The sequence below is a fragment of the Pseudomonas sp. IT-P74 genome, from assembly GCF_949768175.1.
Lineage (GTDB): Bacteria > Pseudomonadota > Gammaproteobacteria > Pseudomonadales > Pseudomonadaceae > Aquipseudomonas.
In genome coordinates this window covers 397268-419860 of record NZ_CATKQD010000022.1, presented here as the reverse complement: position 1 = coordinate 419860, position 22593 = coordinate 397268, and the positions used below count along the sequence as shown (strand labels likewise).

General features: G+C 62.2%; 21 protein-coding genes. 4 read left to right on the top strand and 17 right to left on the bottom strand.

The features are described from left to right. Window positions 1-25: 25 nt before the first annotated feature. Window positions 26-658 (top strand): PQQ-binding-like beta-propeller repeat protein, encoded by a 633-nt coding sequence (locus ACM6J5_RS15820; protein ID WP_414928914.1) that lies wholly within the window; start codon window positions 26-28, stop codon window positions 656-658. Between the two features lie 520 nt (window positions 659-1178). On the opposite strand, the gene ACM6J5_RS15815 is transcribed toward ACM6J5_RS15820, so the two are convergent. The 8 genes from ACM6J5_RS15815 to ACM6J5_RS15780 form a co-directional block, all read right to left on the bottom strand. Continuing rightward, window positions 1179-1580, bottom strand: coding sequence for a GFA family protein (locus ACM6J5_RS15815; RefSeq protein WP_414928913.1), 402 nt, complete (start codon window positions 1578-1580; stop codon window positions 1179-1181). Window positions 1581-1968: 388 nt separating this feature from the next. Beyond that, window positions 1969-2829 carry a CAP domain-containing protein gene (locus ACM6J5_RS15810; protein ID WP_414928912.1) on the bottom strand — a complete coding sequence of 287 codons (861 nt, stop codon included), beginning with the start codon at window positions 2827-2829 and terminating at the stop codon, window positions 1969-1971. 268 nt (window positions 2830-3097) lie between these two features. Then, entirely contained in the window at window positions 3098-3472 is a 375-nt protein-coding gene (locus tag ACM6J5_RS15805; RefSeq protein ID WP_095945725.1) for a RidA family protein, read from the bottom strand. A gap of 29 nt (window positions 3473-3501) precedes the next feature. Beyond that, entirely contained in the window at window positions 3502-4224 is a 723-nt protein-coding gene (locus ACM6J5_RS15800) for a DUF3726 domain-containing protein (RefSeq protein WP_095945726.1), read from the bottom strand. A gap of 1 nt (window position 4225) precedes the next feature. Then, window positions 4226-5941 carry a hypothetical protein gene (locus ACM6J5_RS15795; RefSeq protein ID WP_414928911.1) on the bottom strand — a complete coding sequence of 572 codons (1716 nt, stop codon included), beginning with the start codon at window positions 5939-5941 and terminating at the stop codon, window positions 4226-4228. Between the two features lie 22 nt (window positions 5942-5963). Beyond that, window positions 5964-7517, bottom strand: a complete 1554-nt coding sequence (locus ACM6J5_RS15790) for a BCCT family transporter (protein ID WP_414928910.1) — start codon at window positions 7515-7517, stop codon at window positions 5964-5966. A gap of 106 nt (window positions 7518-7623) precedes the next feature. Continuing rightward, window positions 7624-8610 (bottom strand): dipeptidase, encoded by a 987-nt coding sequence (locus ACM6J5_RS15785; RefSeq protein WP_414928909.1) that lies wholly within the window; start codon window positions 8608-8610, stop codon window positions 7624-7626. Window positions 8611-8623: 13 nt separating this feature from the next. Then, window positions 8624-10066, bottom strand: coding sequence for an aldehyde dehydrogenase family protein (locus tag ACM6J5_RS15780; protein WP_414928908.1), 1443 nt, complete (start codon window positions 10064-10066; stop codon window positions 8624-8626). A gap of 91 nt (window positions 10067-10157) precedes the next feature. Between ACM6J5_RS15780 and ACM6J5_RS15775 the strand changes: the two genes are divergently transcribed. Next, the gene (locus ACM6J5_RS15775) at window positions 10158-11045 is read left to right on the top strand and encodes a LysR family transcriptional regulator (RefSeq protein ID WP_095945731.1); all 888 of its coding nucleotides are present in this window, start codon (window positions 10158-10160) and stop codon (window positions 11043-11045) included. A 2-nt stretch (window positions 11046-11047) separates the two neighbouring features. Here ACM6J5_RS15775 and ACM6J5_RS15770 read toward each other — a convergent pair whose 3' ends face one another. The 3 genes from ACM6J5_RS15770 to ACM6J5_RS15760 form a co-directional block, all read right to left on the bottom strand. Continuing rightward, window positions 11048-11686: a helix-turn-helix transcriptional regulator gene (locus tag ACM6J5_RS15770; RefSeq protein ID WP_414928907.1), complete on the bottom strand. Its 639-nt coding sequence runs from the start codon at window positions 11684-11686 to the stop codon at window positions 11048-11050. Window positions 11687-11705: 19 nt separating this feature from the next. Then, window positions 11706-12335, bottom strand: coding sequence for a hypothetical protein (locus tag ACM6J5_RS15765; RefSeq protein ID WP_095945733.1), 630 nt, complete (start codon window positions 12333-12335; stop codon window positions 11706-11708). 154 nt (window positions 12336-12489) lie between these two features. Beyond that, complete coding sequence (locus ACM6J5_RS15760) at window positions 12490-13278, bottom strand: alpha/beta hydrolase (RefSeq protein ID WP_414928906.1); 789 nt, start codon at window positions 13276-13278, stop codon at window positions 12490-12492. A gap of 129 nt (window positions 13279-13407) precedes the next feature. Between ACM6J5_RS15760 and ACM6J5_RS15755 the strand changes: the two genes are divergently transcribed. Beyond that, complete coding sequence (locus ACM6J5_RS15755) at window positions 13408-14352, top strand: aldo/keto reductase (protein ID WP_172435367.1); 945 nt, start codon at window positions 13408-13410, stop codon at window positions 14350-14352. Between the two features lie 123 nt (window positions 14353-14475). Next, window positions 14476-15129: a peroxiredoxin gene (locus tag ACM6J5_RS15750; protein ID WP_095944693.1), complete on the top strand. Its 654-nt coding sequence runs from the start codon at window positions 14476-14478 to the stop codon at window positions 15127-15129. Window positions 15130-15272: 143 nt separating this feature from the next. On the opposite strand, the gene yghX is transcribed toward ACM6J5_RS15750, so the two are convergent. From yghX to ACM6J5_RS15720, 6 genes are all read right to left on the bottom strand, one after another. Continuing rightward, complete coding sequence (gene yghX, locus ACM6J5_RS15745; protein ID WP_095944694.1) at window positions 15273-16160, bottom strand: YghX family hydrolase; 888 nt, start codon at window positions 16158-16160, stop codon at window positions 15273-15275. Between the two features lie 184 nt (window positions 16161-16344). Beyond that, window positions 16345-16746, bottom strand: coding sequence for a heme-binding protein (locus ACM6J5_RS15740; RefSeq protein ID WP_414928905.1), 402 nt, complete (start codon window positions 16744-16746; stop codon window positions 16345-16347). A gap of 19 nt (window positions 16747-16765) precedes the next feature. Next, window positions 16766-17983: a glycolate oxidase subunit GlcF gene (glcF, locus tag ACM6J5_RS15735; protein ID WP_414928904.1), complete on the bottom strand. Its 1218-nt coding sequence runs from the start codon at window positions 17981-17983 to the stop codon at window positions 16766-16768. Between the two features lie 3 nt (window positions 17984-17986). After that, entirely contained in the window at window positions 17987-19051 is a 1065-nt protein-coding gene (gene glcE / locus ACM6J5_RS15730; RefSeq protein ID WP_414928903.1) for a glycolate oxidase subunit GlcE, read from the bottom strand. Next, window positions 19051-20550, bottom strand: a complete 1500-nt coding sequence (gene glcD / locus ACM6J5_RS15725) for a glycolate oxidase subunit GlcD (protein ID WP_414928902.1) — start codon at window positions 20548-20550, stop codon at window positions 19051-19053. The genes glcE and glcD overlap by 1 nt, the downstream gene beginning before the upstream one ends. 246 nt (window positions 20551-20796) lie before the next feature. Then, window positions 20797-22560 carry an L-lactate permease gene (locus ACM6J5_RS15720; protein WP_095944700.1) on the bottom strand — a complete coding sequence of 588 codons (1764 nt, stop codon included), beginning with the start codon at window positions 22558-22560 and terminating at the stop codon, window positions 20797-20799. Window positions 22561-22593: the final 33 nt, after the last annotated feature.

Genomic DNA, 22593 nt, shown 5'->3' with positions numbered 1-22593 from the left:
CCAACCCCCAATGAGGAATGCCAGGATGAAACACGCAACTGCTGAAATCATTCGTGAGTATGGCCCGTTTGCCGATGTCGACCACGTGTGCGGCGTCACTTGGGACGGCGAAAAGGTCTGGTTCGCGTGCAACAGTAAAATCAACGCTCTGGACCCGGAAAGCGGCAAGGTGCTGGGCTCGATCGATGTCGCTGCTCATGCCGGCACCGCGTTTGACGGGGAGCACCTGTTCCAGATCGCCGAAGACCGCATCCACAAGATCGACCCCCGCACCGGTCGTATCCTCTCGACCATTCCTGCCCCCGGCGCCGGCACCGATTCGGGGCTGACCTGGGCCGAAGGGACGTTGTGGGTGGGGCAGTACCGTGAGCGCAAGATTCACCAGATCGACCCCGAGACCGGCAAAATCCTGCGCACCATCGAATCCAACCGTTTCGTCACCGGCGTGACCTGGGTGGACGGCGCGCTGTGGCATGGGACGTGGGAGGGCGATGAAAGCGAGCTGCGCCGGATCGATCCGCAATCGGGCGAAGTGCTGCAGAGCCTGACAATGCCCGAAGGCGTGGGCGTGTCGGGGCTGGAGTCCGATGGCGGCGAACGGTTGTTCTGCGGTGGCGGCGATAGCGGCAAGGTGAGGGTGGTGCGTCGGCCTTCGTGAGGCGCTGCTGCCAGGTCACCAGGTACAACCTTTGTGGGAGCGAGCTTGCTCGCGAATGCAGAGTGTCAGGCAACATTGATGTTGACTGATTTGACGCTATCGCGAGCAGGCTCGCTCCCACAGGGTTGGTGGGTGTACGCAAAAGCTGCGAGCAGCCGAAATCACTGTGGGAGCGAGCTTGCTCGCGATGGCGGTGGGTCAGTCACACCGATGCTGACTGTAAGGACGCTATCGCGAGCAGGCTCGCTCCCACAGGGTTGGTGGGTGTACGCAAAAGCTGCGAGCAGCCGAAATCACTGTGGAAGCGAGCTTGCTCGCGATAGCGGTGGGTCAGTCACACCGATGCTGACTGTAAGGACGCTATCGCGAGCAGGCTCGCTCCCACAGGGTTGGTGGGTGTACGCAAAAGCTGCGAGCAGCCGAAATCACTGTGGGAGCGAGCCTGCTCGCGATAGCGGTGGGTCAGCCGATATCAATATTGAATGTGCTGGCCTCATCGCGAGCAGGCTCGTGCCACCACTCAGTCCGTTTGTGGATGCGGATCGTTGATGTCGTACCAATCGGCTTTCGAGCCGACACAAACATGTTTTTGCTTGCGTACTCGTAGCGTCGTATCCAGCGTACCGAGGGCAATCGAAACCCACTCGGAAAATGGTCCTGTCGAGTCAGTCCAGAACAGTGAAGATCCACAGCGAGAACAGAACTGCCGCGTGACACCCCTGGACGATTCATACGCCTGCAACGAATCTGCACCGGACGTGATGGTCAGCGCCGAGGCGGGCGCGCTGGCATAGGTCGCAAACGCAGCCCCATGGCCCTTTCGGCATTGACTGCAATGGCAATGGGTGACGGCTTTCAGCTCGGTCGACAAGCGATATTTGATGGCGCCGCAGAGGCAACTGCCGTGGTGAAACTCATCCATGTAAAGTCATCCCTCGATCGATAGCATTTTTCCGTCCTGCCATGTTTTCTGCTGGTCAAAATCGGTCTAAAAGCCCGGTTGGCAATCGCTCCTGTTTTGCTATCCTCAACCCTGTAGGTGAAGACGCAGACTGATGCGCAAAAGGATAGCAAGGAGACGTGGGGCGCGTTCCGAAGGGTACACGGTTAGAAAGATCCCCGCGCTGGGATCCAGCCCTTATGCCGTGTGAAGCAGAAGAGTTCCATTACAGTTTCACGACTCTTTTGTGGGAGGCCTGATAAACCTTGTAAGCCGGAGACCAGCACCGGCCACCTACTTGTTACATCCACCCACAAAGCCCGCTCAGAGCGGGCTTTTTAATGCCCGCAAAGTGAGTTCGGTCAGCGGCTCAAGGCGCGCCAAACAGCATCGTCCAGTAAACACCGTTGTCGCTGCGCGCGTTGGCGGCGTAAGCGGCGCCAACCTGGGTGAACATCGGGTTCATCAGGTTGGCGCAGTGCCCGGGGCTGGCGAGCCAGCCGGCCATGGCCTTGCTGGGTGAACCTTGCCCGGCGGCGATGTTTTCACCGATCTGCCGGCCACGGTAGCCGGCTGCCCTGGCGCGGTCGGAGGGCATGTCACCGTCGGGGTCCTGGTGGGCGAAATAGTTGCCGTAGGCCATATCCTTGCTGTGGCTTTGTGCTGCGGAGCCCAAGGCTGCACTCCAGGACAGCGGCCGTGCGGCGGCGAACCGCTGGCGACCGCACAGGCGCGGCTTGGCCCGGGCTGCGTTGACCTGCGCCAGCAACGCCTGTGCGGCGCTGCGTGGATCGCCGGTTTTCCCGTCGAGCACCGGCCGTGCCAGCACCACTTGCCACTCGCTCCCGGCGCGGCTGATACCGATGTCGGCGTATTGGTTGTCGAGCAGCGCGGCGCAGTGCTCGTCCTGGAACATATCGAAGGCTTCTTCGGCATCCCGTGCACCCACCACACGGATGGACCGCACCATGGTGGCCTGATAGCCGGAAGCCTTTAACCGGTCCCGCAACCCACCGCCATAGCCAACGGGCAGGGCCAGGTTCGACTTGAGCATCAGGGGGGATAAGCGTTGCGTCGGCCGCCGGTCGCAGCGTTGCGGATGGGCGCGATAGTCGTTGATGGCGTCTACCAGTTGCCGTTGCCCATCGGCGTGGGCGGGGCTTGCAAAAACGGGGAGTAGGGAAAACAGGCACAGCGAAGAAAAGCGCAAGGCAACGACAGTTTGGCGCATGGACGGACAACTCTGATGAGATGACAACGAGGAAAGTGGGGAAAAGCGCTGGGCTATGACTGGTGCCTTGAAACAAGGTTCACGGCGGGCGTGAACCTGTTTATTGCCGGAGCCGAATGTCCGACGAAGGGTATTGAAACGGGCGGGCAACGCAGACCCCTGTAGGAGCGAGCCTGCTCGCGATGGACGTTAACGATGACGCGTGCTTGCTGATTCAACGCGTTGTATTTGAGTTCATCGCGAGCAGGCTCGCTCCTACAGGGCCGGATCAGTCCATGCAGGCGTAAACCACCAGCTCCACCAGCATTTCTTCCCGGGCCAGGCCCGCCACGACCACGGCGGCGCGGTTAGGGTAGGGCGCCTGGAAGTACTCGGCGTAGACCGCATTCACGGTTGCCAGGTAGCTGCGGTCAGTGACGTAGATCAGCACCTGGGTGACTGCGTCCAGCGAGCTGCCGGCGGCTTGCAGGGTATGGCGCAGGTTGTCCAGGGTCTGCCGGGTTTGTGCTTCGATGCCGCCGCTCACCACCTGGCCCTGGCGGTCGATGGGGATTTGCGCGGTGTACAGCGTGCCGTTGCCGACAACGGCCCATTCCAATGGCGCGCGCGAGGCAAAGAGGTCGGTTTTGATTGCCTGTTTCATTGATGATTCCTGATGCGGGTTTGAGGGGATTACCGGGCGTCGCTGCCTTCACCGGCGCCACGGCGACGGGATTCTTCGGTGCTTTCCACCAGCACCCGCTCACCCAGTTTTTTCAACTGGGCCCAGACTTCATCATTGACCTGCAGCCCGCCCGCGACTGCTGGCTGACTGAATTCAAGCGTCGGGGCCGCGTCTTCGGCACTCAGGCGTGGCAGCAGCGCGAAGTGTCTGGAAATCAGCACGTTGATGCTTTGCTCATCGCCCTGCGCCGGTTGCGGCAGGTCATACACCCGCAAGGCCGGGTGGGTGTTCCCGGCACTGAAAGTGGCCACCAGTTCCTGCCGGGCATCGCGCCAGTACACACAAAAATTCAGACCTTCTCCGGCACAACGCGCCAGGTAACCCAGCAGCAGGATGCGGTTGTGGCAATGGCGGACGCGGATCAGCGCGCTGCCGCCGCGCAAGGCCTTGCCCACCCCCAGTTCGATGGCCTGGGCGGCGCAGCGCAACACGCTCTGGCCATGGGCATCGAGGGTCAGTTGCGTGGCGTCTTCGTAGCAGGTTTCGATGGGGCGATCGACTTCATCGTGAAGGAAGTCCAACGCTTTTTTCAGCGCGCCGATACCGTCGAGGCCTTGCTGTTGCAGCCTGGCAATCATCTCGGCGGCGTCGTCGCAATCACCGGGCGCAAAACCGATGCCTTCGAAGGCCTTGCGGCAGATCACCTGGATTTCATTGAGCGATACACGCATTTCAGAGTGCTCCGGCAGCGTTGGTCAGTTCAGGCATGACCGCAAAATTCCAGTCGTCGGCGAACGGCTGGCCGATCTCGCTGACCAGCGGTGCCCCCTGAAACAGGGTGATGCGCACCCAGCGGCTGGACTTGGGGTCGAACTTGCCGGCGCCGAAGAACGCCAGCTTGCAGCGCAGCAAATGGATCGGCAGCATGCCGCGGTCCATCAGGTTGGCGCGGATCTCCCCGAAGGCGCAGCGAGCCATGCCTTGCAGGCGGCAGACCGTGCCTTTGAACTGCGGCTGCGCCAGCAGAAAGTGCGCGGTCAATTGCCGTGGGTATTGCTCGCGATAGGCCAGCAGGGCGCGATGACAGCGCTGAATGTTGTGCGCGATCCCCAATTGCATTTCCTTCTCGGCGCCTGGCTCCATGGCCCGTTCGCCCAGGCGTGGTTCTTCCTTTTCCGCCGAGCGATACCAGAAAAAGTGGTTGGCCTCGGCGCCGCTCAAGTCGTAGTCGAGCGCCCAGCGGTACTCGGTCTCGATGAGATCGCACAGCTCATCCAATGGCATCTCGGCGTTCAGGCGAAACCCCTCGTTGACCGACATCTGCTCGGCCAGCGGATCGACCTGTTCGGGGTACAACTCCAGCAGCAGGCTGACCAGCAGTTCCTGGCAACCGGCGCCGATGTTCACCTCGGCCCAGGCTTGCAGGCGCGACCACAAACCCGCGTTGACCGACTGGCCTGCGAACCACTCGGCCAGTTGTTCGAGGTCGGCCAGCGTCCGCTGGTCGATGGCGCTTTGCCGTTGGTCCTCGGTGCTGGTTTGCTGCAAGTGCCGACGGGCCCGTAGCAGCAACGCCTGAAAGCGTTGGGCATGAGGCAAGTCAGCCGCTTGCACCACAACCTGCGCCAGTGCGGTTTCCCTGGCCCACAGCCATTGGTTGACCAGTTGCGGGTGATTGATCAGGAACGGTGCCATCCCCAGCCCCGTGGAATTGCCGACCCCAAGGTAACGCTGCAGGGCAGGGTCCAGGCCCACCGCCCGCTGTGGGTTGCGCGCCCGGGCCATGTGTTCGATCTGCTCGATGCTGAAATGCCGCAGCAGGTACACGGTAAACATCTGGGCGCTGAAGGGTTGCGTGAAGTCCGCAGTGCCTTGCAGGCAACTGAAGTCGGCGATGCCGAACTTGCCGTTGCCGTACACCGCGGTGGTGCGATACAGGTAGCCGACCTCGGCCAGTTGCCGCGGGTCTGGCTGACAACCTTCGGCCAGCGCTTCGAGGAAGCGCTCGAAGTTGCGCAGGCTGCGGTTGGCCCGCGACAGCACCAGCACTCGCGAATCAAAACGCCCGGCTTCCTGCAACGGCACATTGCGCCGCAGGTCAGCCAATTGCTGCTCATCGACATCGCCGGCGAGCAGGACAAAAGTGACATCCCACTGATCGGCGATGACCCGGTCGCTGCGCTTCTCCGGCGGCAGGTACATGGAGAAAATCACGCAGTGATAGTGGGCATTGGTGGTGTCGATGCGGTAGATCGCCGTACCGAAGCCCTCGGCATCCAAGTCGAAGCAGGTGCGCTGGATGCGCCACTGCTCGTTCATCATCCGCCGCATGCTGCTGCGCACGAAACTCAAGCGGCTTTGAAAGTGGCTGCCCAGTCGCTCCAGGTCCATGACCCGAGCGGCGGGCCGTAAGGCCGAAGCGGTGTCTGTGTCGGTGTGCGACATCATTGCGATTCCTGAACGGTTCATATCAGACTGCCTGTTCGCGAGCCATCTGCCGGGCGATGCGCAGTGCATCCCAGAGCGACGGCAGAATCAGCAGTGAAACCGGTACGGCGGTAATTACGATAAAGGATTGCAGCGCCGTGACCCCGCCCGAACCAATGGTGATCAACACCACAGCGGCCAGGCCCATACCGATGGCCCAGAATGCACGCAGCCAGGGTTTCGGCTTGTCATTGCGGGACATCGCCATCGCCACGGTGAACGCCATCGCATCGCCGTTGGTGGCCACGGAAATGAAGCTCAGGAACAGGAACAGCGCCGAGATCAGCCCGCCCAGGGGCAGGTTCTGGGTCACGCCTAGCAGCAGGTCTTCGGGCTGCGCGCCGTGGGCGGTGACGATGCTCGGGGTTTGCAGTTCCATGCCGATGCCGGCGCCGCCGACCACGGTGAACCAGAACATGGTGACCAGCGGGGCGATGATCGACAGGGTCATGATCACTTCGCGGATGGTCCGGCCACGGGAGATCTTCGCCACATACAGGGCGACCATCGGCGCGTAGCCAATGAACCAGCCCCAGTAGAACACCGTCCACCAGTCGAGCCATTTCGGGTCGGCGCGGAACAGGGTCATCGGAATGAACTGCTCCAGATGCAAGGCGAACGCGGTGGGAAAGCCGCCGAGAATGAACGCGGTGGGCCCCAGCAGCACCATGAACACCGCCAGGCCGATCATCAGCCAGACATTGATTTCACTGACGAAACGGATGCCCTTGAGCCCGACCAGGCAGGACGTGGTGTACATCACCGTGACCAGCACGATGGTGATGGACTGCACCATCAGGTCATTGGGAATGCCCCAGACCGAATGCAATGCACTGCTGATTTGCAGGCCGAGGAAACCGATCGGGCCGATGGTGCCGGCGACGACGGCGATGATCGAGGTGGCGTCCGCCAGGGTGCCGATCGGTCCCTTGAGCGCACGTTCACCGAACAACGGGTAGAGCAGGGTACGCGGTGCCAGTGGCAAGCCTTTGTCGTAGTGCAAATGCATCAGCACGATGGCCAGCAGACTGCCCAACACTGCCCAGGCCAGGAAGCCCCAGTGCACGAACGATTGCGCGAGCGCAGCGTGTGCGGCGGCTTCGGTGTGAGGCTGCACCCCCGCGAACAACGGTGGTGGGCTGGCGAAGTGCATCATCGGTTCCGCTGCCGCCCAGAATGCGCCGCCCCCGGCGAGCAGGGCGCACATGATCACGGCGATCCAGTTGAAGGTGCTGGAATCGGGCCTCTGGTCGACGCCGCCCAGCCTGACGCGTCCGCACTTGCTGAAGCAGATGATCAGGCTCATGGCAAAGGTCGCCAGCATCAGGATCTGCCAGTACAACCCGAAGAACTTCGTCGACCAGGCGAACAGCGTGTTCACCAACAGCGATACGCCATCGATGTCGATCAGTGCCGCGATCAGGAAGGCGCCGAGGAAGCCGCCACTGATTAAAAACAGCGGCCAGTCGATGTCTTTTTTCGGCGGTGCAAGGTCCAGTGGCTTGACGTCGGCTTGCAGGGAGTCGGATGTTTTCATGATGCCTCCAAAATACGCGCCTGGGGCTGTGCATCGCCGGTCGGGGAGATGAACGGGAGGCTATTGTTGTTATTTTTCATGCTGTCCTCACGGTGTCGATCAAGAGTCAGTCTTGCGCCGTCGTAGCGTTTTCCAGCAGGCGCAACCAGTTGAGTCCCATGATGTTGCGTACCTCGTCCTCGGCGAAGCCACGGTCGCGCAGGCCCTGGGCGATGATCGGGAAATCCCGGCTGTCGCGGAACCATTGCAGCGGTGTCGGCCAGTTGGCGTTGTCCTTTGATCCTTCGCCGTAATCCTTGTCTTTGCTCCAGCGCCCGTTGCGCATCCATTCGAGCACTTGCAGGGGTTGTTGCTGGCACAGGTCAGTGCCGATGCCGATGTGTTCGACGCCCATCAGCTCCGCCGTGCTGGCAACCATGTCGCAGAACGATTCCAGGGTGCAGCCCGACGCACCCTTGAGGTGGAACGGGTAAGTGCTGAAACCCAGCAGGCCGCCGGACTCGGCGATGCCGCGCAACACCGCGTTGGACTTGTTGCGTTTGGCCGCATGGAAACTCGATGGGTTGGCGTGGGAGACGATCACCGGCCGGCTCGACAACTCGATGGCTTCCAGGGTGCTGCGCTCGGCGCTGTGGGACATGTCGATCAGCATGCCGACGCGGTTCATCTCGCGGATCACCTGGCGGCCGAAACGGCTGATGCCATTGTCTTCGGTCTCGTAGCAACCGCTGGCCAGCAGGCTCTGGTTGTTGTAGGTGAGCTGCATGATCAGCACGCCGAGCTGGCGGAAAACCTCCACCAGGCTGATGTCGTCTTCAATCGGCGAGCAGTTCTGGAAGCCGAAGAAAATCCCGACGCGACCTTCCTGATGCGCCAGACGAATGTCCGAAGCCTCGCGCACCGGACGAATCAGCTCGGGCCAGGTTTCGAAGCGGCGGTTCCATTCGCCGATGCGCGACAGGGTTTCCCGGGCGTTCTCGTGATAGGCGATGGTGGCGTGCACCGCGCTCAGGCCACCGGCCTGCATCTGGCGAAAGATCTCTTCGTTCCAGTGGGAATATTGCAGGCCGTCGATCATCAATAAATCGTGCATGGCGATCTCCTGTTCAAGGACGCACGTAGGTGGTCTTGACCACGGTGTAGAACTCGCGGGCGTATTGCCCTTGCTCGCGCGGCCCGAAGCTGGAGGCTTTGCGGCCGCCGAACGGCACGTGGTAATCGGTGCCGGCGGTGGGCAGGTTGACCATGACGCAACCGGTGCGGGCACGGCGCTTGAAGTCGCTGGCATAACGCAGCGATTGGGTGATGATCCCGGCGGTGAGGCCGTATTCGGTGTCGTTCAACACGGCGAGGGCTTCTTCGTAATCGCTGACCCGGATCACACAGGCAATCGGCCCGAAAACCTCTTCGCGATTGATGCGCATGGTGTTGTGGGTGTTGGTGAACAGGGCGGGTCGCATGTAGTACCCGGCCGGCTCCAGGTTCAGTAATTGGCCGCCCTCGACCAGGGTTGCGCCTTCGCCTTCTGCCAGTTGCAGGTAATGAAGGTTCTGTTCCAGTTGCCGGGCTTCAGCCACCGGACCGATCTGCACCCCATCTCCGAGGGCATGGCCGACCTTCAGTTGACGCATGCGTGCCACCAACGCCTCGACGAAGCGGTCATGGATGCCGTCGCAGACGATCAATCGCGACGAGGCCGTACACTTTTGCCCGGTACCGAAGAAGGCGCCGTTCAACGCGCATTCCACGGCGATGTCGAGGTCGGCGTCATCGAGCACCACCAAGGCGTTCTTGCTGCCCATTTCCAGTTGGCAACGCACCAGATTACTGGCGGTGGCGACCGCGACGCGGCGACCGGTCTGCAGGGAACCGGTGAAGGTCAACGCATCGATGTCGGCGGACTGGATCAGGCTTTCGCCGACCACAGCGCCGCTGCCCATGACCAGATTGAAGGTACCGGCGGGCAAGGCCTGACGGCTGATGATTTCAGTCAGGGCCCAGGCGCTGGCCGGTACCAGGTTTGCCGGTTTGAACACCACGGCGTTGCCGAAGGCCAGGGCCGGGGCAATCTTCCACGCGGCGGTGGCCATGGGGAAATTCCACGGCGTGATGATGCCGATCACGCCGATTGGTTCACGCTGGACTTCGATCTCGATGCCAGGGCGTACCGAGGCGGCTGTCTCGCCCATCTGACGCAGCACTTCAGCCGCGTAGTAGTGGAAGAACTGCGCGCAGCGATTGACCTCGCCGATGCCCTCGGCCAGAGGCTTGCCTTCTTCCCGGGAGAGCAGTTCGCCGAGTTCTTCCTTGCGCGCCATCAACTCGTTGCCGATGGCCATCAATACGTGCTGGCGCTGTTCCAGGCCACTGGTCGCCCATTGCGGCTGGGCGTCGCGGGCGGCGGCGATGGCATCCAGTGTCTGTTCGGCGCTGGCCTGGTGGTAATGGCCAATGAGGTCTTGAACATCCGAAGGGCTGTGGTTGGCGATGACGCCCTGGCCTTCGCACCAGTTGCCGCCGATGTAGTTTTTGTAGGGTTGCAGTGCCATGGGAACCTCCGATTGCGTTGGTTCCATCTTGAGAGTATTAATCTGCAAATAAAAATTAATAATAAATATGAAATGATAAGGAAAACTTACCGTGCTTCCCGAGCTGAAGATTACCCAGCTGCGCTATTTCGTCCTGGTTGCCCAGCTGAAAAGCTTCCACGGCGCGGCAAGGCAGGCCTATCGCACGCAACCGGCGCTGTCCCTGGCTGTGCGCGAGCTGGAGCAGAAGCTCGGCCAGCCATTGTTCGAAAAGGGCGGCAAAACCGAACTGACGCCATTCGGCGAGCACTGTTTGCCGCTGTTCCAGGATTTGCTGGCGCATCACGACCGCATCGCCCGCGAAGTCAGTTTGCTGGCAAGGCATGAAATCGGTCAGGTGAGCATCGCTACGGTGCCGTCGGTGGCCAGTCGGTTGTTGCCGCATCTGCTCGCACGGTTTGTCAGCGAGCACCCGAAAATGCACATCAGCATGCAGGACGGCAATGCCGACAGCGTGCAGCAGTTGTTGGTCCAGGGGCAGGTGGATTTTGCGATCAGCAGCGTGTGGGCGGCGGACGAAAACATTGAGTTCGTGCCGATTCTGAGTGATCGGGTGGGGGTGGTCTGCCGCCACGATCATCCGTTGGTGGCCAAAGGCGAGGCATTGCATTGGTCGAGCCTGCAAGCCTGGCCGCTGGTGCGCAATGGCACCTCGCGCTTGCTTGCAGGCACGGAAGCGGCGGGGTTGCTGGACAGCAGTCTGCTGTTCGTCTCCAACATGATTTCGCTGATCGCGATGCTTGAAGAGGGCATTGGCATCACGACGCTGCCGTCCCTGGCGTTCCCTCAGGGCAATGAGAAACTGACGTTCCTGCCGCTTTCAGAGCCGCGACTGGAACGCCAGATCGGCATTCTGTGCCGCAAGGGGCACAGCCTGTCGCCAGCGGCAGCCGAGTTGATGGGCTTTCTCAAAGCGAACATGCAGATGGTCGATCTGTAAGGTCAGTGTTCGAGTGGTGGTTCAGGGGCTTCTGTCGGTCGCAGCCTGAAGCGACAGACATGCCCGCCACGCACCATGCACTCGCTGTGCTCGACTTCACCGCCGCCCAACGCACCAATCAAGGCCAGGTCCAGTTCGCAGACCACCGGGTGCTCGGCGGCCAGGCGATGGAACACGCAGTTATGGGCGACGATTTCCGGGGGGCCGCCTGAGCGAAAAAACACCTCGGCTTCGTAGCCCGTCTGGGTCATGTGCTGCACGATCCTGGCTTCATCCACGACCTGTTGTTCCAGGTCCGAAGCCAGCTTGCGGCCCATGCTGCGCATCAGCGAGGCCAGGGCTTCGGGGCCGATGATGGTGGCGACTTCATCAATCAGTACGCTGGCCAGTAGCTGATAGTGGCGAGGGAACTGCTCCCGCGCGTGGTCGGTGAGCCGATACAGCTGCTCCGGACGACGGCCCGTCGGACGGGTATCGCCGCGCAGCACCAGGCCGTCACGCTCCAGCGCCGCCAGGTGTTGGCGGATCGCCGTGCGCGTGACTGCCAAGTGCTCAGCCAACTCGTCAATGCTCATGCCGCCCCCATGGTGCAGCAGTGCATTGAGCAGGTCCTGCTGTGTTCGGCCCAGTCCTTCCAGCATGGGATGCCCTCGCGCGGTATCAGAACTTGTCCGGGAATTGCTTGACCAGCGCACCGGTCAAGGCGTCGGCCAGGGCCAGGATGTGCGTGCGCATCATCGCCCAGGTGCGGGCTTCGCCAGCGTAATCGTGCGCGGCAAACTCGTCGATCTGGGCAACGTGGTGACCGCCATGGGCCGACAACATGTTGACCAGCGTGGCTTCAGGCAGATTGGGGTTCGCCGTAGCGAGAAACGCCGCAATCGCCTTGGCGTTGGCGGTCAACTCGGTGACGGCGGCCTGCTTGCCCTTGGCGTCCTTGGCCACAGTGGCATCACTGTAGTGTTTCACCGCGCCCCAGTGACCGGCAAGCAGCTTGAGCAGTTGATCCGCCGCCGGTTGACCGTAGAGCGGGGCGATGCTGTTGGCGATTTTGGTGGCGTTGTCGACGACCTGGTCCGCCGCGACTTTGGCTTGTTTTTTGTCGGCGGATTGATTGGCCAGCGCGTAGTTTCTGATCCAGAAAATGTGTTCGACCCAAAGGTCACGCTCGGCCAGGCGCGTGGTCAGCGCGGGGCTGTCGGCAGTGGCGGGTGAGGCGGCAGGCGTCTGGCTCCAGACCGGTTGCGCACACAACGCCAGCAGGAGCAAAGCCAGGGTTTTGATATTCATGACGGCACCCTCTGAGAATGGGAACGTTCGACAATATCAATATAGGCATAAAAATATGTTTTTATTGGGTGTTGGCAAACTCTCGGATGAACGGCCGCCGACAGAGCCTTAACCGTGGAGGCTCTCAGGCCACAGGTATGTTCTACCTTGCTGGCTACAACCCATCCCTCAGCACCTTTAAGTATTCAGGGCTTTCGCCGATCGAGTTATGCCCCGTCCCCGGTATCACCCGCAGTGACGCCACGCCTTTGGCGAAGTGTGTGTACAAACGTTCAGTACTCGAACGCGCAATCACCTCGTCATGCTCGGCCGCGATCAACAGTGTCGGCACCGTGATGCGGGCGGCGTACTGCCAGGACGGGTATTTGTCCTTCAACAACCAGCGCACCGGAAACCAGCGGAACTGGCGGGCAGCGAGCCCTTCGAGGCTGTTGTAGGGCGTGATCAGCACCAGTCGCGCGGCCGGGCGTTCGCTGGCCAGGCGCACGGCCACCCCGGAACCCAGACTGCGACCGACCACCGCCACATGGGGATGGCTGGCATGTACCAGGTCGAACAAGGTGATGGCGTCGCGGGCATTGGCCTCTTCGGAGGGCGAGCCGGAACTGCCGCCATAACCACGGTAATGCAGCAGGTACAGCGCGTAGTCAGGGAACGCTTGGGTGAACTCGGGCAGGTTGCGCGAGACGTCTTCGGCATTGCCGCCAAAATAAATCAGCGCATTGGGACCTTCGTGCGGTCGGATGGAGACCAGCACCTGCCCGTCGGTGACCGGCAGGGTGATTAGCGTCGCGGTGGTCCCGACGGCGCGCGGTTGCGGGTAATAAATCAGCGCCCGCTGGAACACAAACAGCGCCACGCACAGCGCCAGGTACAACGCAGCGATGATGACGATGAGTAACACCAGGGTACGTGACATTCGACTAACGTTAGTGGGCGGCATTGACGGCTCGGGGTTTGAAAGTGGCTGGTGCCGCAAGGCTTTCTGAGTGTAGTCAATCGACCCTTGGCGCGGGTAATCCGGGTTGTCGGCGCAACAGGCCGGCCCCCTGCGACTGGTGAGAAGCGTTTTATGAGCCATCCTGAGGGTTACACCCGTAGAGAAGTACTCACGCTGGCTGCCGGTGCTTCGGCGGTCTTCACGTTCGGTCCGGTGGGTGCACAACCCGAGCCGTTGACGGGAACAGGAGGCAAGACCATGCAGACCCGCGCCATTCCCTCCAGCAATGAGTCCTTGCCGATCGTAGGGTTGGGCACTTATCGCGGATTCGATGTCGAGCCTTCGCAACCGGCCTACAAAGACTTGCCCGCGGTGCTGGATGCGTTATTCGACAAGGGCGGCAAGCTGATCGACAGCTCGCCGATGTACGGTCGCGCCGAACAGACCATCGGCGAACTGCTGTCGATCCATGAGCCGCGCTCACCGGCGTTCCTGGCCACCAAGGTGTGGACCCGGGGCCGCGAAGAAGGCATCGCGCAAATGGAACAATCCTTCGCCCTGTTGCAGACCGACCGGATCGACCTGATGCAGATCCACAACCTGCTGGACTGGCAGACGCACCTGCCGACCCTGCGCCACTGGAAAGAAGCAGGGCGCATTCGCTACATCGGCATCACCCATTACACGGCGTCGGCCTATGAAGAAGTGGAGGCGGTACTCAAGGCCGAACCCCTGGACTTCTTGCAGATCAACTACGCCCTGGATGATCGCGGCGCAGAGAAACGCCTGCTGCCGTTGTGCCGCGAGCGGGGGGTGGCGGTGATCTGCAACCGGCCGTTTGGCGGTGGCGGCTTGCTGGCCAAATTGAAAGACAAACCGCTGCCAGGCTGGGCGGCGCAAGTCGGGGTCAAGAGCTGGCCGCAACTGGCGCTGAAGTTCCTGCTGTCGCATTCGGCGGTGACCTGCGTGATTCCCGGCACCGGCAACCCGCGCTACATGGCGGAAAACGCCAGGGCCGGTTTCGGCCCGATGCTGACCGATGCCCAGCGTCAGCAACTGATTGCGCTGGTGGGCTAGCGACTTGTTCCAAGCGTTGCGGCGAGTCGTCGAACCTCTCCTATACTGTTTCGCGTCCATGCCGCGGGAAGTGCATTCACAGCCTTGGCGGCGTCCCTGTCCATCACTGCAAGGAGATCGAACATGGCTATCCGTATTGGCGACGAAGCACCGGACTTCACCGCCGACACCACCGAAGGCACCCTCAATTTTCACCAATGGGTCGGCGATGGCTGGGCCATTCTGTTTTCCCACCCCAAGGATTTCACCCCGGTGTGCACGACCGAACTGGGTTACCTGGCCAAACTCAAGCCGGAATTCGACAAGCGCAACACCAAGGTCCTGGGCCTCAGCGTCGACCCGGTCAGTGACCACAATCGTTGGGTAGGCGACATCGCCGAGACCCAGGGCTGCGCGGTCAACTATCCGCTGATCGGCGACGAAAACCTGGTGGTGGCCAAGCTCTACGACATGATCCACCCCAATGCCAGCGGCGGTGCGCGCACGGCGGTGGACAACGCCACGGTGCGTTCGGTGTTCATCGTCGGCCCGGACAAGAAGGTCAAGGCCATGCTGATCTACCCAATGAGCGCCGGGCGCAATTTCGATGAAGTGCTGCGTCTGCTCGATTCCCTGCAACTCAACGCCAAACATACCGTCGCCACGCCGGTGAACTGGCGGCCGGGTGAAGACGTGATCATCCCGACGTCGGTGTCTGACGAAGACGCGAAGAAGAAATACCCGGATGGCTTCAAGACCCTGAAGCCGTATCTGCGGACCGTGGCTCAGCCGAAGTAGTCATCAGCCGTGAGACCGCCATCGCGAGCAGGCTCGCTCCTACAGGGATCTTCGGTGAACACAAAGTCTGTCTACGACTGAAGCCCAATGCAGGAGCGAGCCTGCTCGCGATGGGGCCAGTCCTGCTGGCCCAGGACTTTTATTCAAACCAGGTACTTTTTAAACCACCCCAACGTCCGCTCCCACGCCAGCTTCGCCGCCGCCTCGTCATAACGCGGCGTCGAATCATTGTGGAAACCATGATTGCAGCCCGGATAGATATAGGCCTCATAGGTCTTGCCCCCGGCCTTCAACGCTTTCTCATAGGCGGGCCAGCCTTCGTTGATCCGCGTGTCCAGTTCGCCGTAGTGCAGCATCACCGGGGCCTTGATCCGGGGCACTTCCTCGGCCGTCGGCTGACGGCCATAAAACGACACGGCGGCTCCCAGTTCCGGATAGGCCACGGCGGCGGCGTTGGTCACGCCACCGCCGTAGCAGAACCCGGTGATGCCGACTTTTCCAGTGGCGGCGGGGTGTTTCATCATCCACTCGACGGCGGCGAAAAAGTCGTTCATCAGCTTTTCCGGGTCGACCTTCGCCTGAAGTTCGCGGCCTTTGTCGTCATTGCCGGGATAACCGCCGACCGAACTCAGGCCATCCGGGGCCAGGGCGATGAAACCGGCCTTTGCCACACGCCGCGCGACGTCTTCGATGTAGGGGTTGAGCCCGCGGTTTTCGTGCACGACCACCACCGCCGGCACCTTGCCGCTGGCCTTGGCCGGACGCACCAGATAACCGCGAACCTGGCCGTGGCCCTTGGGCGAGGGGTAGGTGATGTACTCGGCAAGAATGTCCGGATCGGTGAACTCGACTTGCTCGGCCAGCGCATAGTTTGGGCTTAGCGCGGCGAGCAGGGCGCCGGCGGTCAACCCGCCGAAGGTAAACAGCGCCGCACGGTCGAGAAACTCCCGGCGGTTGATCTTGCCGTGGGCGTAGTAGTCGTACAGTTCCAGCAGTTCGGGGGCAAAGTCTTTGGCAGTTAGACGGGTCATTGCTGCAACTCCTCTCGGCTGGTTTAACACGGATCAATCTTGTTGGCGAAACGCCGTCCCTGTGGGAGCGAGCCTGCTCGCGATAGCGGAGTGTCATTCAGCATGGATGTCGACTGATCTGCCGCCATCGCGAGCAGGCTCGCTCCCACAGGGCTCTATGGTGGATGTTTGATGTGCATTCTGTTCATTTCAGGCTCTGCGCCCCGGCCTTGGCCACTTGCGCATCCTGCTCAGGCTTGACGCCAGAGACACCGATAGCACCAATCACCTGGCCATCGAAGACAATCGGTACACCACCCTCAAGCGAAGTCAGCAAGGGTGCTGAAAGGAAAGCGTAGCGCCCGGCGTTGACCATGTCTTCATAGCTTTTCGATTCGCGTCGCCCGAGGGCGCAGGTGCGTGCCTTTTCGGTGGCGATATACGCGCTGGCGGGCGCACAGCCGTCGAGGCGTTCCAGGGCCAGCGGGTGGCCGCCGTCATCGACGATCACGATGGTCACGGCCCATTGATTGGCTTGTGCCTCGGCGTGGGCGGCGGCGAGGATGTGGCCGATTTCGTTCAGACTCAGAACGGCTTTGCTGTTCATGGGCATCTCCAGGGTTCGGTTAGGGCAGGGCGGCTTCGACCAGTTCGATCCAGTGCCGCACCGGGGTTCGCCCCGCGCCGTCGAGGTGCGACTGGCAGCCGATGTTGGCCGTGACAATGACCTCGGGATGGCCGCTTTCCAGGGCGTTGAGCTTATTGTCGCGCAGTTGTCGCGACAGTTCGGGCTGGGTCAGCGAATAGGTACCCGCCGAACCGCAGCACAGGTGTCCGTCGGGGACGCAGGTCAGGTTGAAGCCGAGTCCGGTCAGCAGCGCTTCCACGGCACCGCCAAGTTTCTGCCCGTGCTGCAGGGTGCAGGGGCAATGAAAGGCCAGGCGTTGCGAGGCGTGGATGCCGAGCTTTTCCAGCGGTTCGTCGCGCAACACCTCCACCAGGTCCCGGGCCAGCTCGCTGATCTTTTTCGCCTTGTCGGCATAGGCCGGGTCGCTGGCGAGCAGGTGGCCGTAATCCTTGATGAAGGCGCCGCAACCGCTGGCCGTCTGCACAATTGCCTCGGCGCCTTTTTCGATGCCCGGCCACCACGCGTCGATGTTGCGCCGGGCACGGTCGAGGCCAACGGCCTGGGCGTCCAGGTGGTAGTCCACGGCGCCGCAGCAACCGGCTTCGCGGCTCGCGATGACGCTGATCCCCAACCGGTCCAGCACCCGCGCCGCCGCGGCATTGGTGTTGGGCGACAGACTGGGCTGCACGCAACCTTCGAGCATCAGCACCTGACGCTCACGCAGGGTCATGGGACGCGGCTTGGCCGGGTAGACATTGCGCGGCAACTTGCTTTGCAGGGTGCCGGGCAGCAGTGCGCGGAACACCTGGCCGCCATTGACCAGGCTCTTGAACAGCTCTGGATGGGGCACGGTCTGGCGCAACCCCTCGCGCAACAGGCGCTGGCCGAGGGGGCGTGGTACCGCCGCGTCGACCACCGCGCGACCGATGTCCAGCAGGTTGTGGTAATCGACGCCCGAGGGGCAGGTGGTTTCGCAGTTGCGGCACGACAGGCAGCGGTCCAGGTGCTGTTGGGTCTTTTGCGTGACGTCGTTGCCTTCCAGCACCTGCTTGATCAGGTAGATTCGGCCCCGTGGGCCGTCCAGTTCATCGCCGAGCAATTGATAGGTCGGGCAAGTGGCATTGCAGAACCCGCAGTGCACGCAGGTGCGCAGGATGCTTTCGGCTTCCGTGGCGCGGGGCAGATGGCTGGCGCTTTCACTCAGAGTCGTCTGCATGGTTCAAAGCTCCGCGTACAGGCGTCCGGGGTTGAAGATGCCCCGTGGATCGAGTTGTTGTTTCAGGTTGCGGTGATAACGCATCAGCGCTGGGGGTAGCGGATGGAAGGGGTTGTCGGTCAGGCCGTGGCTGAAGCAGGTGACATGGCCGCCGACCTCGTCGACGACCTGGCGGATGTACGCCGCTTCGGCATCGGATTTCAGCCAGCGCTGGGCACCGCCCCAGTCGATCAACTGGCGCCCCGGCAGCGACAGGAGCGGTGTGTTGTGCGGCAGCGACAGGCGCCAAAGCGGCTGGTCTTGATCGAAGAAACTCAAGCGCTGTTCGTTGAGATCGTCCCAGAAAGAAGCCTCCAGCCGTTCGCCCCCAAGGCGCTCATGGGCCGCCGCCACCGAACCTTCACCGCCCTCGAGCCGCAGGTGCAGGCGTGAGCCGTCATGACAGGCCGCGCTGATCGGCAACGGCTGCTGGCCCCATTCTGCCAGGCGCAGCAAGGCCCGTTCGGCGTCCATTTCCAGGCTGATGCTTAAGGCTCGCCGGGGTTTTGGCAGCACTTTGAGGGACACTTCGGTGATCAGTCCCAGGCTGCCGTAACTGCCTGCCATCAGGCGCGACAGGTCGTAGCCGGCGACGTTTTTCATCACCTCGCCACCAAAGCGCAATAGTTTGCCCTGACCGGTGATGACCCGCGTGCCAAGAATGAAGTCCCGCACCGAACCGACCCACGGGCGCCGTGGCCCGGACAGTCCGCAGGCGATCATGCCGCCGACGGTGGCGCCGTCGCCGAAGGACGGTGGCTCGCAGGGCAGCATCTGTTGTGCGGCGTCCAGCACCCGCGCCAGTTGCGACAATGGCGTGCCGCAACGGGCGGTGATCACCAGTTCAGTCGGGTCGTAGCTGACGATGCCCCGGTGCGACCGGGTATCGAGAATTTCCCCGGCTGTGGTGCGGCCCAGAAAGGCTTTGCTGTTGGAACCCTGGATGCGCAACGGCGTGGTGTTTTCCAGCGCCCGATTGACCTGCTCCAGCAGTGACTGGCTGTCATCGAAATCTTCAGGGCCGTGCATCAGAAACGCTCCAGCTCAGGGAAGGGCAATTGACCGCCGTGTATGTGCATGGCACCGAATTCGGCGCAGCGGTGCAGGGTCGGAATGTTCTTGCCGGGGTTGAGCAGGCCGCCGGGGTCGAAGGCGGCCTTGACGGCATGGAACAGGGTCAACTCATCGCTGTTGAACTGCGCGCACATCTGGTTGATCTTCTCGCGGCCCACGCCGTGTTCACCGGTGATGCTGCCGCCGACTTTCACGCATAGCTCCAGAATCCTGCCGCCCAAGGCTTCGGCTCGATCGAGTTCACCGGGTTGATTGGCGTCGAACAGGATCAACGGATGCATGTTGCCGTCGCCGGCATGGAACACGTTGGCCACCCGCAGGCCGTATTCGTTAGAGAGCTCGGCGATGGCGTGCAACACACCGGGCAGTTCGCGGCGGGGGATGGTGCCGTCCATGCAGTAGTAGTCCGGGGAGAGGCGGCCCACCGCCGGGAAGGCATTCTTGCGCCCGGCCCAGAAGCGCACGCGCTCGGCTTCGTCTTTGGCCTGGCGCAATTCAGTTGCGCCGGCCTGTTGCAACACCTGGCGCACCCGGGCGCAATCATCAGAGACATCGGCTTCAACACCATCGAGCTCGCACAGCAGAATGGCCTGGGCATCCACCGGATAACCGGCGTGGATGAAGTCCTCGGCGGCGCGGATCGCCAGGTTGTCCATCATTTCCAGGCCACCGGGGATGATGCCGGCGGCAATGATGTCGCCGACCGCGCGCCCGGCTTTTTCCACGGAATCGAACGCCGCCAGCAGCACTTTGGCGGTCTGCGGTTTGGGCAGCAGCTTGACCGTGACCTCGGTGATCACCCCGAGCAGGCCTTCGGAGCCGGTGAACAGCGCCAGCAGGTCGAAACCGGGGGCGTCGAGGGCGTTGGAGCCCAGGCTCAGGTGCTCGCCATCGACGGTGAGGATGTCGACCTTGAGCACGTTGTGCACGGTCAGGCCGTACTTGAGGCAGTGCACGCCACCGGCATTTTCCGCGACGTTGCCGCCGATGGAGCAGGCAATTTGCGAGGACGGATCCGGCGCGTAATACAGGCCAAAGGGCGCCGCCGCCTGGGAGATCGCCAGATTGCGCACGCCGGGCTGAACCCGCGCGGTACGGGCGGCAGGATCGATGTGCAGGATGTTGTTGAAGCGCGCCATCACCAGCAGCACGCCTTTCTCCAGGGGCAGTGCACCACCGGACAAACCGGTGCCGGCGCCACGGGCCACGACGGGGACGCGCAGCTCATGGCAGACCCGCAGCACCCCCTGGACTTCGTCGATGGATCGGGGCAGCACTACCAGCATCGGCGTGGTGCGATAGGCCGACAGCCCGTCGCACTCGTAGGGCTTGAGTTCCTCCCGATGATGCAAGACTTCCAGCTTCGGCAAGCGGGTTTGCAGGGCCTGCAACAGCGCCTGTTTGTCGACGTCGGGCAGGGCGCCGTCAACGCGTTCATCGTAGAGAATGTTCATTGGTTCATGACTCCCGCTGGAGGCCACTGATGTACATCATTGGCCTGAGACGGCCGGCTGTCCATGGGATCTTTGTCTGCTCGACGGACGATTCATTCCATAAACCACCGTCCACCAATGTGGGAGCGAGCTTGCTCGCGATAGCGGTGGCACAGTCGACATCTCTGTCGAATGTGACACGGTCATCGCGAACAAGCTCGCTCCCACAATGGATCAGTTTTAAGCAGAATTACGCGTGTATTCGATTCAATGCCCGCCCACCACCATATGGCTGAACGGCGCGACATAGGCCTGCAATGTCACCAGCCCGCCGACCAGGATCGCCAGCACAATCGAGTGGAAGAACACGTAGCGCAGGATTTCCCCTTCATGGCCGTACCAGCGGGTGGCGGTGGAGGCGACCACGATCGACTGGGCGTCGACCATCTTGCCCATGACCCCGCCGGAACTGTTGGCGGCGGCCATCAACACCGGGCTGATGCCCAGTTGCTCGGACGTCACCCGTTGCAAGCCGCCGAACAGCACGTTGGACGCGGTGTCCGAGCCGGTCAATGCCACGCCGAGCCAGCCGAGCAGGGTGCCGAACATCGGGTAGAAAATGCCCGTCGCGGCGAAGGCCAGGCCCATGGTCGCGTCCAGTCCCGAGTAGCGCGTGAGGAAGCCCAGCGCGAGCATCGCCGCAATGGTGATCAGCGAGTAACGCACCACCCACAGGGTGCGCAGGTACTGGTGTATCAGTTGCGGGATCGAGTACCCCATCAGCAAACCGCCGACAATCGCCGCCAGCAGAATGCCGCTGCCGGTGGCGGTGAACCAGGTGAACTTGTACACCGCTTCTTCGGTTTTCGGCGCGGCCACCACGGGCGGGACTTTCTCGACCTGCAAGTGCAGGGTGGTGAAGGTCACGACCGGCGCAAACACCGGGTTCGCCTCACGCATCGGCTTGCCCTGGGGATCGAGCTTGGCGGCACTGGTTTGCGGGTCGATGGCGGGGCGGGTGTCGAAGGTGTTCTTGAAGCCCTGGGTGCCCCAGATGAACACGAAGACCGTGAGGATCAGCCACGGCATCCACGCCCGCATCACGGCCGGTTTTGCCTCGTTGGCAAAGGTTGCAGTGGGTACAGGTTTTTCGTCGTGCTCGGCGTCGATCTTCGAGTCGTCGACACGGCCGGACAGCGCAGCGGAAGTGTGCACGGTGGCGGGTTTCCACACCTTGAGGAAGCCGGTCAGGCAGGCCATGGAAATCAGCGCGGCGATTACGTCCACCAGCATTGGCCCGTGGTAGTTGGACACCAGGAACTGCGGCACGGCAAAACTGACCCCGGCCACCAGGATCGCCGGCCAGATTTCCACCATCTTGCGCCAGCCGGCAAAAGCCCAGATCAGCCAGAACGGCACCAACACCGAGAAGAAGGGCAACTGCCGGCCGACCATCATCGACAGTTCCATTTCATCCAGCCCGGTGACCTTGGCCAGGGTGATGATCGGCGTACCGAGGGCGCCGAACGCCACGGGGGCGGTGTTGGCGATCAGCGCCAGCCCCGAGGCGGCGAGTGGCGAGAAGCCCAGCCCGATCAGGATCGCTCCGGTCACCGCCACCGGCGTACCGAAACCGGCGGCGCCTTCGAAAAACGCGCCGAAGCAGAAGGCGATCAGCAGCAATTGCAGGCGTCGGTCATCGGTGATGCGCGCCAGGGAGTCTTGCAACACCTTGAACGAGCCGTTCTCGGTGGTCAGGCGGTGCAGGAAGATGATGTTCAACACGATCCAGCCAATTGGCAGCAGGCCGTTGGCCGCACCGAACAACGCCGCCGAACCTGCCATGCCCGCCGGCATGCCGAAGGCGAAGATCGAGATCAGCAAGGCCGAGGCCAGGGCGAGCAACGCCGCCAGGTGCGCCTTGACATGAAAAAACGCGAGGGACGCCAGCATCACCACCACCGGCACAGCCGCCATGAGCGTTGAAAGCACCGGGTTACCGAACGGATCGTAGACTTGCTGCCAGACCATGTTCCACCTCTGCTTTTTATTGTTGAACGTGCA

Bases quoted from the DNA above. Each gene is read 5' to 3' on its own strand.
- ACM6J5_RS15820 (WP_414928914.1), top strand. From the start codon at position 26: ATGAAACACGCAACTGCTGAAATCATTCGTGAGTATGGCCCGTTTGCC.
- ACM6J5_RS15815 (WP_414928913.1), bottom strand. From the start codon at position 1,580: ATGGATGAGTTTCACCACGGCAGTTGCCTCTGCGGCGCCATCAAATAT.
- ACM6J5_RS15810 (WP_414928912.1), bottom strand. From the start codon at position 2,829: ATGCGCCAAACTGTCGTTGCCTTGCGCTTTTCTTCGCTGTGCCTGTTT.
- ACM6J5_RS15805 (WP_095945725.1), bottom strand. From the start codon at position 3,472: ATGAAACAGGCAATCAAAACCGACCTCTTTGCCTCGCGCGCGCCATTG.
- ACM6J5_RS15800 (WP_095945726.1), bottom strand. From the start codon at position 4,224: ATGCGTGTATCGCTCAATGAAATCCAGGTGATCTGCCGCAAGGCCTTC.
- ACM6J5_RS15795 (WP_414928911.1), bottom strand. From the start codon at position 5,941: ATGATGTCGCACACCGACACAGACACCGCTTCGGCCTTACGGCCCGCC.
- ACM6J5_RS15790 (WP_414928910.1), bottom strand. From the start codon at position 7,517: ATGAAAACATCCGACTCCCTGCAAGCCGACGTCAAGCCACTGGACCTT.
- ACM6J5_RS15785 (WP_414928909.1), bottom strand. From the start codon at position 8,610: ATGCACGATTTATTGATGATCGACGGCCTGCAATATTCCCACTGGAAC.
- ACM6J5_RS15780 (WP_414928908.1), bottom strand. From the start codon at position 10,066: ATGGCACTGCAACCCTACAAAAACTACATCGGCGGCAACTGGTGCGAA.
- ACM6J5_RS15770 (WP_414928907.1), bottom strand. From the start codon at position 11,686: ATGCTGGAAGGACTGGGCCGAACACAGCAGGACCTGCTCAATGCACTG.
- ACM6J5_RS15765 (WP_095945733.1), bottom strand. From the start codon at position 12,335: ATGAATATCAAAACCCTGGCTTTGCTCCTGCTGGCGTTGTGTGCGCAA.
- ACM6J5_RS15760 (WP_414928906.1), bottom strand. From the start codon at position 13,278: ATGCCGCCCACTAACGTTAGTCGAATGTCACGTACCCTGGTGTTACTC.
- ACM6J5_RS15755 (WP_172435367.1), top strand. From the start codon at position 13,408: ATGAGCCATCCTGAGGGTTACACCCGTAGAGAAGTACTCACGCTGGCT.
- ACM6J5_RS15750 (WP_095944693.1), top strand. From the start codon at position 14,476: ATGGCTATCCGTATTGGCGACGAAGCACCGGACTTCACCGCCGACACC.
- yghX (WP_095944694.1), bottom strand. From the start codon at position 16,160: ATGACCCGTCTAACTGCCAAAGACTTTGCCCCCGAACTGCTGGAACTG.
- ACM6J5_RS15740 (WP_414928905.1), bottom strand. From the start codon at position 16,746: ATGAACAGCAAAGCCGTTCTGAGTCTGAACGAAATCGGCCACATCCTC.
- glcF (WP_414928904.1), bottom strand. From the start codon at position 17,983: ATGCAGACGACTCTGAGTGAAAGCGCCAGCCATCTGCCCCGCGCCACG.
- glcE (WP_414928903.1), bottom strand. From the start codon at position 19,051: ATGCACGGCCCTGAAGATTTCGATGACAGCCAGTCACTGCTGGAGCAG.
- glcD (WP_414928902.1), bottom strand. From the start codon at position 20,550: ATGAACATTCTCTACGATGAACGCGTTGACGGCGCCCTGCCCGACGTC.
- ACM6J5_RS15720 (WP_095944700.1), bottom strand. From the start codon at position 22,560: ATGGTCTGGCAGCAAGTCTACGATCCGTTCGGTAACCCGGTGCTTTCA.